Annotated in this window: 15 protein-coding genes; 7 read left to right on the top strand and 8 right to left on the bottom strand. The window is 64.5% G+C overall.

Translation table 11 applies throughout. From position 1 onward, the window contains the following. Nucleotides 1-34: 34 nt before the first annotated feature. The 3 genes from KUW17_RS04440 to KUW17_RS04430 all read right to left on the bottom strand — a co-directional run bounded on the left by KUW17_RS04440 (nucleotide 35) and on the right by KUW17_RS04430 (nucleotide 2,942). Nucleotides 35-1,816 (bottom strand): acyl-CoA dehydrogenase C-terminal domain-containing protein, encoded by a 1,782-nt coding sequence (locus KUW17_RS04440; protein WP_222476224.1) that lies wholly within the window; start codon nucleotides 1,814-1,816, stop codon nucleotides 35-37. A 73-nt stretch (nucleotides 1,817-1,889) separates the two neighbouring features. After that, nucleotides 1,890-2,291: a MerR family transcriptional regulator gene (locus tag KUW17_RS04435; protein WP_029204772.1), complete on the bottom strand. Its 402-nt coding sequence runs from the start codon at nucleotides 2,289-2,291 to the stop codon at nucleotides 1,890-1,892. 282 nt (nucleotides 2,292-2,573) lie between these two features. After that, complete coding sequence (locus KUW17_RS04430; protein WP_222476223.1) at nucleotides 2,574-2,942, bottom strand: MerR family transcriptional regulator; 369 nt, start codon at nucleotides 2,940-2,942, stop codon at nucleotides 2,574-2,576. Nucleotides 2,943-3,066: 124 nt separating this feature from the next. Between KUW17_RS04430 and KUW17_RS04425 the strand changes: the two genes are divergently transcribed. The 3 genes from KUW17_RS04425 to KUW17_RS04415 are packed head-to-tail and all read left to right on the top strand — an operon-like array spanning nucleotide 3,067 to nucleotide 5,330. Next, nucleotides 3,067-3,489 carry a PaaI family thioesterase gene (locus KUW17_RS04425; RefSeq protein WP_222476222.1) on the top strand — a complete coding sequence of 141 codons (423 nt, stop codon included), beginning with the start codon at nucleotides 3,067-3,069 and terminating at the stop codon, nucleotides 3,487-3,489. Next, entirely contained in the window at nucleotides 3,486-4,004 is a 519-nt protein-coding gene (locus tag KUW17_RS04420; RefSeq protein WP_222476221.1) for a PaaI family thioesterase, read from the top strand. Before KUW17_RS04425 ends, KUW17_RS04420 begins: the two co-directional genes overlap by 4 nt. A 6-nt stretch (nucleotides 4,005-4,010) precedes the next feature. Then, nucleotides 4,011-5,330: an MATE family efflux transporter gene (locus KUW17_RS04415; protein ID WP_222476220.1), complete on the top strand. Its 1,320-nt coding sequence runs from the start codon at nucleotides 4,011-4,013 to the stop codon at nucleotides 5,328-5,330. Between the two features lie 36 nt (nucleotides 5,331-5,366). Here the strand turns inward: KUW17_RS04415 and arsC are convergent, their stop codons facing one another. From arsC to KUW17_RS04400, 3 genes are read right to left on the bottom strand one after another with little or no spacing between them, the layout of a single operon-like run. Beyond that, a complete protein-coding gene (gene arsC, locus KUW17_RS04410) occupies nucleotides 5,367-5,708 on the bottom strand; it encodes an arsenate reductase (glutaredoxin) (RefSeq protein WP_222476320.1) in 342 nt (113 codons plus the stop codon). After that, nucleotides 5,705-6,763 carry a quinone-dependent dihydroorotate dehydrogenase gene (locus tag KUW17_RS04405; protein WP_222476218.1) on the bottom strand — a complete coding sequence of 353 codons (1,059 nt, stop codon included), beginning with the start codon at nucleotides 6,761-6,763 and terminating at the stop codon, nucleotides 5,705-5,707. Before KUW17_RS04405 ends, arsC begins: the two co-directional genes overlap by 4 nt. Further along, entirely contained in the window at nucleotides 6,760-7,098 is a 339-nt protein-coding gene (locus KUW17_RS04400; RefSeq protein ID WP_222476216.1) for a DUF952 domain-containing protein, read from the bottom strand. Before KUW17_RS04400 ends, KUW17_RS04405 begins: the two co-directional genes overlap by 4 nt. 162 nt (nucleotides 7,099-7,260) lie before the next feature. Here KUW17_RS04400 and KUW17_RS04395 point away from each other — a divergent pair, with 162 nt between their 5' ends. Continuing rightward, nucleotides 7,261-8,841 carry a bifunctional metallophosphatase/5'-nucleotidase gene (locus KUW17_RS04395; protein ID WP_222476215.1) on the top strand — a complete coding sequence of 527 codons (1,581 nt, stop codon included), beginning with the start codon at nucleotides 7,261-7,263 and terminating at the stop codon, nucleotides 8,839-8,841. A gap of 164 nt (nucleotides 8,842-9,005) precedes the next feature. Then, nucleotides 9,006-9,314 carry a DUF1992 domain-containing protein gene (locus tag KUW17_RS04390; protein ID WP_222476319.1) on the top strand — a complete coding sequence of 103 codons (309 nt, stop codon included), beginning with the start codon at nucleotides 9,006-9,008 and terminating at the stop codon, nucleotides 9,312-9,314. A gap of 6 nt (nucleotides 9,315-9,320) precedes the next feature. Here the strand turns inward: KUW17_RS04390 and KUW17_RS04385 are convergent, their stop codons facing one another. Further along, the gene (locus tag KUW17_RS04385; protein WP_222476214.1) at nucleotides 9,321-11,069 is read right to left on the bottom strand and encodes a tetratricopeptide repeat-containing sulfotransferase family protein; all 1,749 of its coding nucleotides are present in this window, start codon (nucleotides 11,067-11,069) and stop codon (nucleotides 9,321-9,323) included. Nucleotides 11,070-11,159: 90 nt separating this feature from the next. Here KUW17_RS04385 and KUW17_RS04380 point away from each other — a divergent pair, with 90 nt between their 5' ends. After that, on the top strand, nucleotides 11,160-11,849 hold the full coding sequence (locus tag KUW17_RS04380) for an SOS response-associated peptidase (RefSeq protein WP_222476213.1): 690 nt from the start codon (nucleotides 11,160-11,162) through the stop codon (nucleotides 11,847-11,849). A 3-nt stretch (nucleotides 11,850-11,852) separates the two neighbouring features. Here the strand turns inward: KUW17_RS04380 and KUW17_RS04375 are convergent, their stop codons facing one another. Next, nucleotides 11,853-12,344: a MarR family winged helix-turn-helix transcriptional regulator gene (locus tag KUW17_RS04375; RefSeq protein ID WP_222476212.1), complete on the bottom strand. Its 492-nt coding sequence runs from the start codon at nucleotides 12,342-12,344 to the stop codon at nucleotides 11,853-11,855. A gap of 165 nt (nucleotides 12,345-12,509) precedes the next feature. Here KUW17_RS04375 and mnmH point away from each other — a divergent pair, with 165 nt between their 5' ends. Then, nucleotides 12,510-13,562, top strand: coding sequence for a tRNA 2-selenouridine(34) synthase MnmH (gene mnmH, locus KUW17_RS04370; protein ID WP_222476210.1), 1,053 nt, complete (start codon nucleotides 12,510-12,512; stop codon nucleotides 13,560-13,562). Nucleotides 13,563-13,564 lie beyond the last annotated feature (2 nt).

The raw sequence follows: 13,564 nt of genomic DNA, 5'->3' as shown, positions 1-13,564 counted from the left end.
GATAGGGCGCCCCGCGACAGGGCGCCCGAAGGCATCAGAAGGCGTCTGCGTCCAGCGCCATCACCGTGTCCGCGCCGCTTTCGATGCGGGCCAGGTGCAGCTTGGTCGCGGGCAGCCGCCGTGCCATGTAATACCGGCCGGTTGCGAGTTTCGTCTCATAGAACGCCGCGTCATCGGCCCCGGCGTCAAGCGCTTCCTGCGCTGCCTTGCCCATCTTCGCCCACATCAGGCCGAGGCAGACCTGGCCGAACAGATGCATGAAGTCATAAGACCCCGCCAGCGCCTGGTTCGGATCCTTCATGCCGTTTTGCATGAAGAACATGCCGGCCGCCTGCAGATCCTTCGACGCCGCCTTCAGCGGGTCAATGAAGTCCTTGCTGAAGGCTTCTGAAATATCTTTGTTTTCCTGGCAGAAGGTCTTCACCATATCGAAGAAAGCAAGGACGTATTTGCCGCCGTGCTGGCCCAGCTTGCGGCCCACCAGATCCAGTGCCTGCACGCCGTTGGCGCCCTCGTAGATCATCGCGATGCGGGCGTCGCGGGTGTATTGCGACATGCCCCATTCCTCGATGTAGCCGTGGCCGCCATAGACCTGCTGTGCCAGCACGGTCATGTCATAGCCCTGATCGGTCAGGAAGCCCTTTATCACCGGCGTCATCAGCGAGATCAGACCGTCCGCATCCTTGTCACCGGCGCGGTGCGCCTGGTCGATCAGGGTGGCGCCCCACAGCAGGAACGCGCGCGCGCCCTCGGCAAAGCTTTTCTGATCCATCAGCGAGCGGCGGATGTCCGGGTGCACGATCAGCGGGTCCGCCGGGCCGTCCGGGTTCTTGGCGCCGGTCACGTCGCGGCCCTGCAGCCGGTCCTTGGCGTATTCCACCGCGTTCTGATAGGCGGCCTCGGCCTGCGCCAGTCCCTGCATGCCGACGCCCAGGCGGGCCTCGTTCATCATGGTGAACATGGCGCGCATGCCCTTGTGTTCCTCGCCCAGCAGCCAGCCGGTTGCGCCGTCATAGTTCATCACGCAGGTGGAGTTGCCGTGAATGCCCATCTTCTCCTCGATCTTGCCGACCGAGACGCCGTTGCGCTCACCCAAGCTGCCGTCCGCGTTCACCAGGAATTTGGGCACGATGAACAGGCTGACGCCCTTGATGCCCTCGGGGCCGCCGGGGATCTTGGCCAGCACCAGGTGCACGATGTTCTCGGCCATGTCGTGATCGCCGGAGGAGATGAAGATCTTCTGCCCCGAAATCTTGAAACTGCCGTCCCCCTGCGGTTCCGCCTTGGTGCGCATCAGGCCCAGGTCGGTGCCGCAGTGCGGCTCGGTCAGGTTCATGGTGCCGGTCCACTGGCAGCTGATCATGTTGGGCAGATAGGTGGCCTTCTGCTCATCCGTGCCATGCGCCAGGATCGCCGACGCCGCGCCATGGGTCAGGCCCTGGTACATGGTGAACGCCTGGTTCGCGGCCGAGAAGAACTCCCCCACTGCGGTGCCCATCACATAGGGCATGTTCTGGCCGCCGAACTCTTCGGGCATGTCGAGCCCGGTCCAGCCGCCTTCCTTCATCTGCTCGAAGGCGTCCTTGAACCCCTTGGGGGTGTAGACCACGCCGTTTTCCAGGCGGCAGCCCTCCTGATCGCCCACCACATTCAGCGGGTGCAGCACTGCGCTGGCGATCTTGCCTGCCTCTTCCAGCACGGCTCCGGTGAACTCCGGGTCCAGCTCGCTGTATCCCGGGATGTCTCGGCCAGTGACTTTCAGCACATCGTGCAGGACAAACTGGGCGTCTTTGGCAGGGGCTCGATAGGAAGGCATTGCGGTCCTCTTCAGGGTCTTGGTGATCGTGGTCAATGCCGGGCAGGCCGGCGGGAAAGGGCGGGGCAGCGGCCTATTCGGCCGCCTCCTGCTTGGCCTTCATCGAAGCGATCATCTTCTCGCCCCAGGCCAGCTGGTCCTTCAGGTCCTCGATTGCCTCGGTCAGCTCCTCGCGCTGGCGCTCCATATCGGCGAGCCGGTCACGCGCGACCTCATAGGTTTTGGTGAGCTGGGTCACCTGCTGGTCGCCGACGTGGTACAGTTCCAGCAGCTGGCGGATCTCCTCCAGGCTGAACCCGAACCGCTTGCCGCGCAGGATCAGCTTCAGCCGGGCGCGGTCGCGTTTGGTGAACAGCCGCTTCTGGCCGTCGCGGATCGGGAACAGCAGTTCCTTGGCTTCGTAGAACCGGAGCGTGCGGGGCGTCACGTCAAAGGCCTCGCACATCTCGCGGATGGTCATGGTTTCTTCGGTCATCGTCGTCACTCTTACGGCTTGGTGCAGGACCAAGCTGTGCGCAGTTCGGATTTCGATCAAGACTGACTTTACGTTTACGTAAGTTCTACGTCGCGTCACTTTCGGGATGGGCGGAAGTTCGCAAAACGAACATATTGTGACGCGACGTTACCGGTCCGCCGACGGCCCGCAGGCCGTTTCGGCAACGGATCAGTCCGGGAAACAGGCGAATCCTGTGGCGGCCGAAAAAAGGAAAACCCCGCCACAAGGGCGGGGCTTTGGTTCCGGCAAGAGTTGTGCGGGTTACTTCAGCAGCGCCCGGGTGCTTTCACGCAGTTCGCTGAGTTCCTCAATGGCCTCATTGATCTGCTCGCGCTGCTTTTCCAGCTCGACCAGCTGGCGGTCGGCCATTTCCATGAACGCATGGTTCTGGGCGTCATTGCCCTCTTTTTCATAGATCAGCAGCCACTGGCGGATCTCTTCCAGCTGAAAGCCGAACTTGCGCCCGCGCAGGATCAGCTTCATCCGGGCGCGCTCGCGCGCGCCATAGAACCGTGACCGGCCTTCGCGGTCCGGCTGCAGCAATTCGATGTATTCATAGTAGCGCAGCGTCCGAGGCGTGACCTCGAACTCGGCGCACATTTCCTTGAATGACAATCTGTTGTCGGTCATCCGTCGTCTCCCTTGCCGGGAACCTATGCACTTGCAGCGAACAGTGCAACCTCCGCGGCGGCACACTTGCGCTTTTGCCGGGGCAGGGCCAAAGATGAGGGAGACATTTCAAAGGGACCGCCCCATGGCCGACAAGACCGAGCTCGCGCGCCAGTTCATCGAAGCAATTCCCCATGCCAAGCAGCTGGGGATGAAGCTGACTGAGATCGGCGACGGCACCGCCGAGATCCGCATGGCCTATGATGACAAGCTGATCGGCGATCCGGCCACCGGCGTCATTCACGGCGGTGCGGTCTCAGCCCTGATGGACACCTGCTGCGGCGCAGCGGTGATGAGCCACCCGTCCGCCCCCGGCGGCACCGCCACCATCGACCTGCGCATCGATTACATGCGCCCCGCCACTCCGGGGCAGGCGATCACCACCCGTGCCACCTGCCACCACATCACCCGCACCGTTGCCTTTGTCCGCGCCGTGGCGATGGACGAGGATGAGGACCGCCCCGTCGCCACCGCCTCCGGCGCCTTTACCGTGGAGAAGAAGTTTTGAGCCGCCCCCGTCCCGAACCGATCCAGGTGGTCAAGCAGCGCCGCGATGCAGCCCTGTCGGCGCTGGTGGATTCGGTGCCTTACATCCGCTTCCTGAACGTCACTTTTGAGCGCCGCGGCGATGAGCTGACGGCGCAGCTGAATTTCGATGACAAGCTGATCGGCAACCCGTTCCTGCCCGCGATTCACGGCGGGGTCACCGCGGCCTTCCTGGAAATCACCGCGATGATCACGCTGAACTGGTCGCACCTGTGGCAGCGTATCGAATCCGGCGATCTGGACCCGGCGGAAATGGCCAAGGGCAACCTGCCGCGCCAGCCCAAGACCATCGACTTCACCGTCGACTACCTGCGCTCCGGCCTGCCGCGCGATGCCTATGCGCGGGCGCGGGTGAACCGCTCCGGCCGCCGCTATGCCTCGGTGCATGTGGAGGCCTGGCAGGATCACAAGGACAAGCTGTTTGCCCAGGCCACCGGCCATTTCCTGATGCCGCAGGACAAGAACGGCGAAGGCTGAACGGCCATGATCAGCGCTGATGCGGACATCACCCACAAACGGGTGCTGACGATCGCTTTGCCGATTGTTCTGTCGAACGCCACGGTACCCATACTGGGCGCCGTGGATACCGGCGTCGTCGGCCAGATGGGCGAGGCTGCACCGATCGGTGCCGTGGGCATCGGTGCGGTGATTCTGGCGACGATCTACTGGATCTTCGGTTTCCTGCGGATGGGCACTACCGGTTTGGCTGCGCAGGCGCGCGGGGCAGGGGACTGGGCCGAAACCGGTGCCCTTCTGATGCGCGGGCTGCTCTTGGCCTTTGCCGCCGGAGCCGTCTTCATCATTGCCCAGGCAGCGGTGTTCTGGGGCGCCTTTGCGCTGGCGCCCGCCAGTGCCGAGGTTGAAAGCCTGGCCCGCGACTACCTGCAGATCCGCATCTGGGGGGCGCCTGCCACCATTGCGCTTTATGCGGTCACCGGCTGGCTGATCGCGGTGGAGCGCACCCGCGGCGTGTTCCTGCTGCAGGTCTGGATGAACGGGCTGAACATCGTGCTGGATCTTTGGTTCGTGCTGGGGCTCGGCTGGGGTGTGGAGGGCGTTGCTATCGCCACGCTGATCGCTGAATGGAGCGGGCTGGCGCTGGGGCTGTACCTGTGCCGCAGTGCTTTTGCCGGCGATCAGTGGCGCGACTGGGCGCGGGTGTTCGATCCGGCGCGGCTCAGACGGATGATGCAGGTGAACGGCGACATCATGGTGCGCTCGGTGCTGCTCACCGGTTCCTTCACCACTTTCCTGTTCATCGGCTCCGGCATTGGCGACGTGAATCTCGCCGCCAACCAGATCCTGCTGCAATTTGTCGAGATCACGGCCTTTGCGCTCGATGGCTTTGCCTTCTCGGCCGAGGCATTGGTGGGTGGAGCGGTTGGCGCCAAGGCGCGGGACCGCGTGCGCCGGGCGTCGGTGGTCACGTCGCAATGGGGCGTGGGCGGCGCAGTGCTTCTGGGCGTCACCTTTGCGGCTGGCGGCCCTTGGCTGATCGATCTCATGTCCACTTCGCCGGAAGTCCGCGAGGCGGGACGGGTGTTCCTGATCTGGGCCGTGGCAATGCCGGTGCTAAGCGTCGCAAGCTGGATGTTCGATGGCATCTACATCGGCGCCACCTGGACCGGCGCCATGCGGCGGGCAATGCTGCAATCGGTGGCAATCTATGCGGCGGCGCTGCTGATCCTGGTGCCAACTTTTGGCAATCACGGCCTCTGGGCATCGCTGATGGTTCTGAACCTGGCCCGCGGTGTGACGCTGGGCCTGCGCTACCCGCGGCTGGAGGCGCAGGTTGGTGCATAAGTGTGAAGAGCGGGCCAACAGGCCCGCCCCAGCCGACTACAGCAGTGTCTCAATAGCTTCGGTCGGGCGGCCGATCACTGCCTTGCCGTCCTTGATGGCAATCGGGCGTTCGATCAGGATCGGATGCGCGGCCATCGCCGCCAGCAGCTCTTCCTCTGCGCTGTCCTTGGACAGGCCCAGCTCCTTAAAGACCTTCTCGCCGGTCCGCATCATTTCCGCCGCGGAGACGCCAAGAGCGGTTTGCACCGCCTTCAGTTCCTCAACCGAGGGCGCATCTTCCAGATAGGCACGCGTCTGCACCTCTGCGCCACGCGCCTCGATCAGCGCAAGGCCCGCGCGGGATTTCGAGCACTTCGGGTAATGCCAATAGGTGATCACAGCCAATCCTTCCGTTTGGTTCCAACCGCTTGCGCGACGTTCTCAAACCCGTCCCGTGCCAGCAGCACGTCCAGCCCGCGGGCAATATCACCGGCCAGCGACAGCCCGCCATAGACCATTGCGGTGTAGAACTGCACGGCTGAGGCCCCGGCGCAGATCTTGGCATAAGCCTGCTCTGCCGTGCTGATGCCGCCGACGCCGACCAGCGGCACCTTGCCGTCCAGAAGCTCCGACAGCTGCGCCAGAACCCGGGTGGATTTGTCAAACAGCGGCGCGCCGGAGAGGCCCCCGGATTCGCCTTTGTGGGCACTGCGCAAGCCGTCGCGCGACAGCGTGGTATTGGTGGCAATCACCGCGTCGATGCCGGTCTCCAGCGCGACGGCGGCAATGTCCTCGATCCCTGCGCGGTCCAGATCCGGGGCAATTTTCAGGAACACCGGCACCCGGCGGGAAAGGCCCTCGCGGGTCTCGATCACGCCTGCCAGCAGCGCCGAAAGTGCTGCCTTGCCCTGCAGGTCGCGCAGCTTCTCGGTGTTGGGGGAGGACACGTTGACGGTGGCAAAATCCAGATGCGCGCCGCAGTGGGCCAGCACCTTGGCGAAATCCGCGGCGCGGTCCTCGCTGTCCTTGTTGGCGCCGAGGTTCAAGCCGATTACCGCATCGCGCGGGCGCTGCGCCAGCCGGGCGCCGATCGCCTCCATGCCCTCGTTGTTGAAGCCGAAGCGGTTGATCGCCGCTTGGTCCTCGGTCAGGCGGAACAGGCGCGGCTTGGGGTTTCCGGGCTGCGGGCGCGGGGTGGCGGCGCCGACCTCGATAAAGCCAAAACCGGATTTCGCCAGCGGCGCCAGCGCTTCGGCATTCTTGTCATAGCCGGCGGCTAGGCCAACCGGGTTCGGCAGGTCTATCCCGGCCAGCGTGGTTTTGAGCCGGGCTGAGGTCACGGGGCCGGGGGCCGGGGCCAGCCCCATGGTCAGCGCCTTGACCGAAAGACCATGCGCCGCCTCCGGGTCGATCCGGTGCATCGCGGCCAGGGCCAGTTTCTCTGTCAGCTTCATGCCATTTCCTCCGGGAACTGATGGGTGCCCTCCACCAGCGGCAGCGGCTTGGCCCAGACCACATCCGCCATGCGGATCATGCGGTAAAGATGCGGGAACTCGGCACCGCCGCGGGACACTTCCCACTTCAGGTCCGCACCCATCGCGTCTGCATCGCAGGCCAGCAGCGTCAGCCCTTCGGCGTCTGCAAAATGCTTGGCCGCGGTCTCAGCCGCCTGGGATGCGGTGGAGAAATGGACATAGCCGTCCGCAACATCAATCGGCGCGCCCCGGGTCTCGCCCGCGGCCTGCAGCGCGGCCCATTCGTCCGCCCGGAAAATCTTGTAAATCAGCATATCGGCCTGATGCCCTGCGTTTGCAAAGGAATCAAGGGGGATCGGCCGTATGCGGCCGTGCAATGCTGACGTCAGGGGAGGCAGTATGGACCCTTTTCCCCTTTGACCGGCGCGGCCTTTGGGCGCAGGCTCCCCTTAAAACAGAACACGGGAGCGCTCTTCATGATTGCACGCATTCTCACATCGGTTGCAGCCCTGGCGCTGACAGTCGGCAGCGCGGCGGCGGAGTACAAGCTGACCATCCTGCACACCAACGATTTCCATTCGCGGTTCGAGCCGATCAACAAATACGACAGCACCTGTGACGCCGAAGATCAGGCCGAGGGCAAATGTTTCGGCGGCACTGCGCGGCTGGTGACGGCGATTGCAGACGCGCGTGCGCGGGCGGAGAACGCGATCCTGGTTGATGGCGGCGACCAGTTCCAGGGATCGCTGTTCTACACCTATTACAAGGGCAAGGCTGCTGCGGAGTTCATGACCAAGCTGGGCTATGACGGGATGACCGTCGGCAACCATGAATTCGACGACGGACCGGAAGTGCTGCGTGGTTTCATGGATGCGGTGGGCTTTCCGGTCCTGATGTCGAATGCGGATGTGTCACAGGAGCCGGCGCTGGCGGATGTGCTGAAGAAATCCACGGTGATTGAGCGCGGCGGCGGGATGATCGGCCTCATTGGCCTGACGCCGGAGGATACGCATGAGCTGGCAAGCCCTGGAAAGAACGTGCATTTCTCCGATCCCGTGGCGGCGGTGCAGGCTGAGGTCGACAGGCTGACCGCCGAGGGCGTCAACAAGATCGTGGTGCTCAGCCACTCCGGCTATGGGGTGGACCAGCGGGTTGCGGCGGAGACCACTGGGGTGGACGTGATTGTAGGCGGGCACAGCAACACCTACCTGTCCAACAGCTCGGACAAGGCGGTCGGGCCGTATCCGACCGTGGTGAACGGGGTGCAGATCGTGCAGGCCTATGCCTATGGCAAGTTCCTTGGAGAGCTGAATGTGAGTTTTGACGACGCGGGCCATGTGGTCAGCGCCACTGGCGAGCCGCTGATCATGGATGCGGCCGTCAGTGAGGATGCGGCCACGCTGGACCGGATCGCGGAGCTGGCCCAGCCGCTGGATGAGATCCGCAACAAGGTGGTGGCAGAGGCGGCGGAGCCCATCGAAGGCAGCCGCGATGTGTGCCGGGTGCAGGAGTGCCAGATGGGCAACCTCGTGGCCGATGCAATGCTGGACCGGGTCAAGGACCAGGGCGTGACCATCGCCATTGCCAACTCTGGCGGCATCCGTGCCAGCCTGGATGCAGGGGAGGTCACCATGGGCGAGGTGCTGACCATCCTGCCGTTTCAGAACACGCTCTCGACCTTTGAAATTGACGGCAAAACCCTGGTGGCGGCGCTGGAGAACGGCGTCAGCCAAGTGGAGGACGTCAAGGGCCGGTTCCCGCAGGTCTCAGGGCTGAAATTCAGCTGGGACAGCTCTGCCGCGCCGAACGCGGGCCGGGTGCAGGAGGTGCTGGTGGCGGAGGGTGAAGGGTTTGTGCCGGTTGATCCGGCCAGGACCTATGTTGTCGTCACCAACGATTACGTCCGCAATGGCGGCGACGGCTATGCGATGTTCGAGGGCGACGACAAGAATGCCTATGATTTCGGCCCGGACCTGGCGGATGTGCTGGCGGAATACCTGGCTGCCCAAGGCCCTTATACGCCCTATACCGACGGGCGGATTTCGCAGGTGAAATAGGCGGGCCGAAATAGGTCAGCGTTGCTGCTAGAATGTTTCGCGCGCGAAACATTCAGGCAAGAATACTGCCGCATTATTTTCAGGGATTGTTAAGCTTTGCGGCCTGTTCCTTAACGGCCGCCAGGGGCTTTCGCCGCCCGCGCGCGCATGGCAGAATGCAGGTCATGGACCACCCGCTGATCGACCTCGTCAATGCCCGTATCGAAGCCGCCGAAAAGGACGGCGCCTTTGACAATCTGGCGGGCGCAGGCAAACCGCTGCCGAAATGTGAGGACCCGGAGAATGAGCTGGTCAACCGGCTGGTGCGCGAGAGCGGCGGGGTGCCGGAGTTCGTGAGCCTGTCGCGCGAACTGCAGCGCCTGCGGGCGGAGCTGCGCGAGGTCGGCGACCGCAGCCGTCGGCAGGAGATCCTAAAAGAGATGTCGATGATGGACGCGCGGATCGAGATCGCGCGCAAGGCTTACACGAAGTAAATCCTGCTAACCTTTGATTTCCGGCCAAATTTCCGGGTCCAGCCCGTCGATGAGAGGCGCCAATACATCGGCGTATTTCTCCCACTTGCCGATTGAGCGTGTGTGCGCTGTCTGCCGCACCTGGGTGTTCGACAGCGTCAGCACCTGGCCCTCGTGGCGTTCCGGGTGGGCCATGTCCTCAACCCAGTCCAGCCCGCAGAACTCTGCCAGCTTGCGGCTTTCGCCCTCAATATCGGCAACGAAGCTCTCATAGCGCAGATCATAGATCCGGCCCGGCATCACCTGCCGCCAGTGCTGCATCAGCCGGCCATAGAGGTTGAAGCGGTGCGCCATCGCCTTGAGGTCGTAGGCATAGGTGAGCGAGCTGCCGGAGAAATAGCCGCGCCAGATCGACAGCGCCACATCGCGCGGATCGCGGCAAAGATGAACAAAGCGTGCATCCGGGTAGGCGGTCAGCAGGTGGCCCAGCAGGCGGTAATTGTCGGGCATCTTGTCGACATAGGCTGCCGTGCCCTCTGGCATTTCGGGCAGGCGGCTGATGTCCCCTGCCACGAAGTTGCGTGCGGCCTCGGGGGTGAAGTCCTGATCCTTGTCCAGATAGGGATGCAGCAGGAAGGCCGGCACGCCGCGTTCGCCCAGCGGGAAAACGTCGGGGTGCAGGCCGATCACGGTCTCGGTCAGCGTGGTGCCGGAGCGGGGCATCCCCACCACATAAATCGGACGCGGTCCTTCTGGACTGGTCTCTGCCGGGGTGATCTCCGCCGGGAAGGCCGCCATAATGAAGCTGAACTGGCGTTCACTTGCCTCGTAGTCATAGGGGGTCTGTGCCGCCATACAGGCGTTTGCTTCGTCATTATGGGCGGCAAAAGCCTCCTTGTCGCCTGCCTGATCCGCGATCCGGGCCAGGGCAAAGCTCACGTTGGCACGGTCGAGCGAGCGGGGCGCGGCGGCCTTCAGCGCCTTTTGCGCGATGGGCAGCAGCTCTGCGTTCTGCTCGCGGCTGCTGATGCGGGCCAGCATCTCCAGCACCTGAGTGTCCTTGGGGTCCAGCTCCAGCAGCGCCAGGCATTGCTCGCGGGCAGCGTCGCTTTCACCGTTGGAGATCAGCTGGCTGGCCAAGCGGCGGCGTGCCTCGGCGTTTTGCGGCGCCACGGCAACGGCCTTCTGCGCGGCCGCAGTGGCCTCCTCCTGCCGCATCAGCCGGGCCAGCAGCAGGCTGGCGTTCTGCAGCGCGTCGGCGTCGTTGGGGTTCACCTTCAGCGCGGCCTGGTAGTCCGCCAGCGTCGCTTTTTCGTCGCCCAGCGTGTTCCAAGCGGTGGCGCGCAGCCGCAGCATCCGCGGCTGGCGCGGATCGCGGGCCAGCGCGGCAGTTGCGGTCTCGACCGCGGCCTCGGCGTCGTTCATCACCAGATGCGCCTGCGCCTGCAGATACAGAGCTGCCTGATCGCCGGGCTGGTCCTTCAGCACCCGTTCCAGCAGTTTCATCGCCTGTTCGCCCTGCTGCAGGAACAAGAGCGTCTGCGCCAGGTTCTTGCGTGCGTCGTGAAAGCCGGGGGCGAGCGCCAGCGCCTTCTTGAAATACGGGACGGCATCGCGGTGCTTGCCGAGGCCCGACAGGGAGATGCCGGCGATATTGGGGAAATCCGGGTGGCTCTTGTGCCGCTTCATGCCGCCCTTGGACTGCTTCAGCGCCTGTTTGAACTTGCCTTGGTTGAGAAAACCCAAGGCGGACTGGAGATCGTTCTGAAGAGTCATGAGGCCTATCTATCATCCTGTCAGGGCGGCTGAAATACGGTGGCCAAGGCAGGTTTTGCATCTGCGCCCCGGGCCGGGTTAGAAATCAGCATGTGCGGACGATTTGCCATAACCCTGCCCACCGATGCAATGGCGCAGCTGTTTGCGGCGCAGCCTGCGAATGATCTGCCCAAGGTGCCGAACTTCAACGTCTGCCCCACCAACCCGGTGCATGTCGTGCAGGCGGGCGATACGGGACGGCAGCTGGTTTCGATGCGCTGGGGGTTCCTGCCGCATTGGTACAAAAGCGAAAGCGCCGGGCCGCTGTTGATCAACGCGCGGGCGGAGACGATAGCGGAAAAGCCCGCCTTTGCGAAGGCTGCCCGGGAACGGCGCTGCCTGATCCCGGCCACCGGGTTTTATGAATGGACCAAGTCGGAGGACGGCGCCCGGCTGCCCTGGTACATCCACCGCAGCGACGGCGCGCCGATTGCCTTTGCCGCCGTCTGGCAAAACTGGGGAACCGACGATCCGGTCAAGACCTGCGCCATCGTCACCACCGCCGCCAATCAGGGGCTGTCTGCCATCCACCACCGGATGCCGCTGATCCTGGAGGCGGAGGACTGGGGCAAATGGCTGGGGGAGGAGGGCCATGGCGCCGCCAGGCTGATGCAGCCGGGGCCGGAGGGCGTGCTGGACTACCACCGGGTCGATCCGGCGGTGAACTCCAACCGCGCCGAGGGGCCGGAGCTGATCGAGCCGTTCGGGGAAGATGATATCCCGCGCGGGCAGCTGATCTGAGCGTTATTCGGCAGCGTGGCGGGCCGGCAGGTCGCGCTGCGGTGCGCGGCTGAGGTCGTTGCCTGCAAGCGTCGCCTTTTGCAGCAGCGCCACGAAGGTTTCCTGCTCAGCTTCCGTGAGGCCGGTCAGAATGCCGGGCTGGGAGGCCCGCACGATGGGCAGGACGCGGTCCAGCAGCGCTTCGCCGCCGCGGGTCAGGCTGACCTCGCGGGCACGGCGGTCGGCCTTGGAGACGCGGCGCTCCACAAACCCCTTGTCCACCAGCCGGTCCACCACCTTGCCCAGTGTCGCGCGGTCATAGGCGATGAGGCCCGCAACCGACGCCTGGTCGATGCCGGGATGGCGGCGGATTGCGGCCATGGCGGAAAACTGCACCGGGGTGAGGTCCACGCCCTCTGCCGCCATCTGGTCCATGAACTGGGCCACGGAAATCTGGTGCAGCCGCCGGATAAGGTGGCCGGGCAGGGTGTGGATGTCCAACGGGTCGGTCGTCATGGCCTTCTGGTCCTTGCCGGTTTGGTCGTCCCGGGTGCGTCTGCCCCGGCGGTTCTGCTTGCAAGGCTTGCCTTAGCGCCCCGTGCTCAGTGCGCGCAAGTTATATTGCCGCAAGCCGGGGATTTGCGGCTTTTCCTTGCCCAATGCGCGCGGTAGAGCTGGGGCATGGCGCTGAAATTCACCTCCCTGCAAGAGTTCTATGCCCACGGGTTCGACACCGTGATCGACGTGCGCAGCCCGGCGGAACATGCCGAGGACCACGTGCCCGGCGCAATCAGCCTGCCGGTGCTGAACAACGAAGAGCGCGCCAAGGTCGGCACCATCTATGTGCAGGACAGCCCCTTCAAGGCACGCAAGCTTGGGGCGGCGCTGGTGTTCCGCAATGCCGCCAACCACATCGAACAGAGCCTGAGCCATCACGACGGCGGCTGGAAGCCGCTGGTCTACTGCTGGCGCGGCGGCCAGCGGTCCGGGTCGTTCACCTGGATGCTGCAGCAGATCGGCTGGCGCGCCGAGGTGGTGGAAGGCGGCTATCAGACCTACCGCCGCCTGGTGCACAAGGCGATGTATGAAACCGCGCTGCCGCATAGGCTGGTGGCGCTGGACGGCTATACCGGATCGGCCAAGACCGAGGTGCTGAAGCGCGCCGGGGAACTGGGCGCGCAGGTGCTGGACCTGGAGGGGCTGGCCAATCACCGCGGCTCTTTGCTTGGCGATATGCCCACACCGCAGCCTTCGCAGAAAGCGTTCGAATCGGCGGTGGCCGGTGCGCTGATGCGGCTGGACCCGGCCCGCCCGGTGCTGGTGGAGGCAGAATCGAATAAGATCGGCCAGCGGATCATTCCGCCCGCGGTCTGGGAAGCGATGAAGCAGGCGCCGAGGATCGAGCTGCATGTGCCGGTTGCGGCCCGGTGCCGGTATCTGGTGCAGGCTTACGACGACATCCTGTCAGACTCGGAGCGGCTGCGCGAGAAGCTGGGGCCGCTGCGCGCCCATCGCTCCGGCGCGGTGGTGGACGGCTGGTTTGATTGCATCGATGCAGGGGACAAGGCTGGATTGACCGAGGCGCTGATGGTTGAGCATTACGACCCGGCCTACCGCAAATCCCGCGCCGCGATTGGCGCGGTGGTGGCCGCCACGGTCGAGGCCGGAACGCTGGATGAGGCAGGGCTGGATGCCGCCGCGGCGCAGGTTGCGGAGATCATGACCGGCATTTGAGG

Source organism: Leisingera aquaemixtae (genome assembly GCF_019801145.1).
Taxonomy (GTDB): domain Bacteria; phylum Pseudomonadota; class Alphaproteobacteria; order Rhodobacterales; family Rhodobacteraceae; genus Leisingera; species Leisingera aquaemixtae_A.
Note: the sequence above shows the minus strand (reverse complement) of the source record. Positions and strands in the feature narration are given on the sequence as shown.

Excerpts from the sequence above, each read along its gene's own strand:
- KUW17_RS04435 (WP_029204772.1), bottom strand. The coding sequence starts at position 2,291 with ATGACCGAAGAAACCATGACCATCCGCGAGATGTGCGAGGCCTTTGAC.
- KUW17_RS04425 (WP_222476222.1), top strand. The coding sequence starts at position 3,067 with ATGGCCGACAAGACCGAGCTCGCGCGCCAGTTCATCGAAGCAATTCCC.
- KUW17_RS04385 (WP_222476214.1), bottom strand. The coding sequence starts at position 11,069 with ATGACTCTTCAGAACGATCTCCAGTCCGCCTTGGGTTTTCTCAACCAA.
- KUW17_RS04375 (WP_222476212.1), bottom strand. The coding sequence starts at position 12,344 with ATGACGACCGACCCGTTGGACATCCACACCCTGCCCGGCCACCTTATC.
- mnmH (WP_222476210.1), top strand. The coding sequence starts at position 12,510 with ATGGCGCTGAAATTCACCTCCCTGCAAGAGTTCTATGCCCACGGGTTC.
- KUW17_RS04395 (WP_222476215.1), top strand. The coding sequence starts at position 7,261 with ATGATTGCACGCATTCTCACATCGGTTGCAGCCCTGGCGCTGACAGTC.
- KUW17_RS04390 (WP_222476319.1), top strand. The coding sequence starts at position 9,006 with ATGGACCACCCGCTGATCGACCTCGTCAATGCCCGTATCGAAGCCGCC.
- KUW17_RS04380 (WP_222476213.1), top strand. The coding sequence starts at position 11,160 with ATGTGCGGACGATTTGCCATAACCCTGCCCACCGATGCAATGGCGCAG.
- KUW17_RS04440 (WP_222476224.1), bottom strand. The coding sequence starts at position 1,816 with ATGCCTTCCTATCGAGCCCCTGCCAAAGACGCCCAGTTTGTCCTGCAC.
- KUW17_RS04400 (WP_222476216.1), bottom strand. The coding sequence starts at position 7,098 with ATGCTGATTTACAAGATTTTCCGGGCGGACGAATGGGCCGCGCTGCAG.
- KUW17_RS04415 (WP_222476220.1), top strand. The coding sequence starts at position 4,011 with ATGATCAGCGCTGATGCGGACATCACCCACAAACGGGTGCTGACGATC.
- KUW17_RS04430 (WP_222476223.1), bottom strand. The coding sequence starts at position 2,942 with ATGACCGACAACAGATTGTCATTCAAGGAAATGTGCGCCGAGTTCGAG.
- KUW17_RS04405 (WP_222476218.1), bottom strand. The coding sequence starts at position 6,763 with ATGAAGCTGACAGAGAAACTGGCCCTGGCCGCGATGCACCGGATCGAC.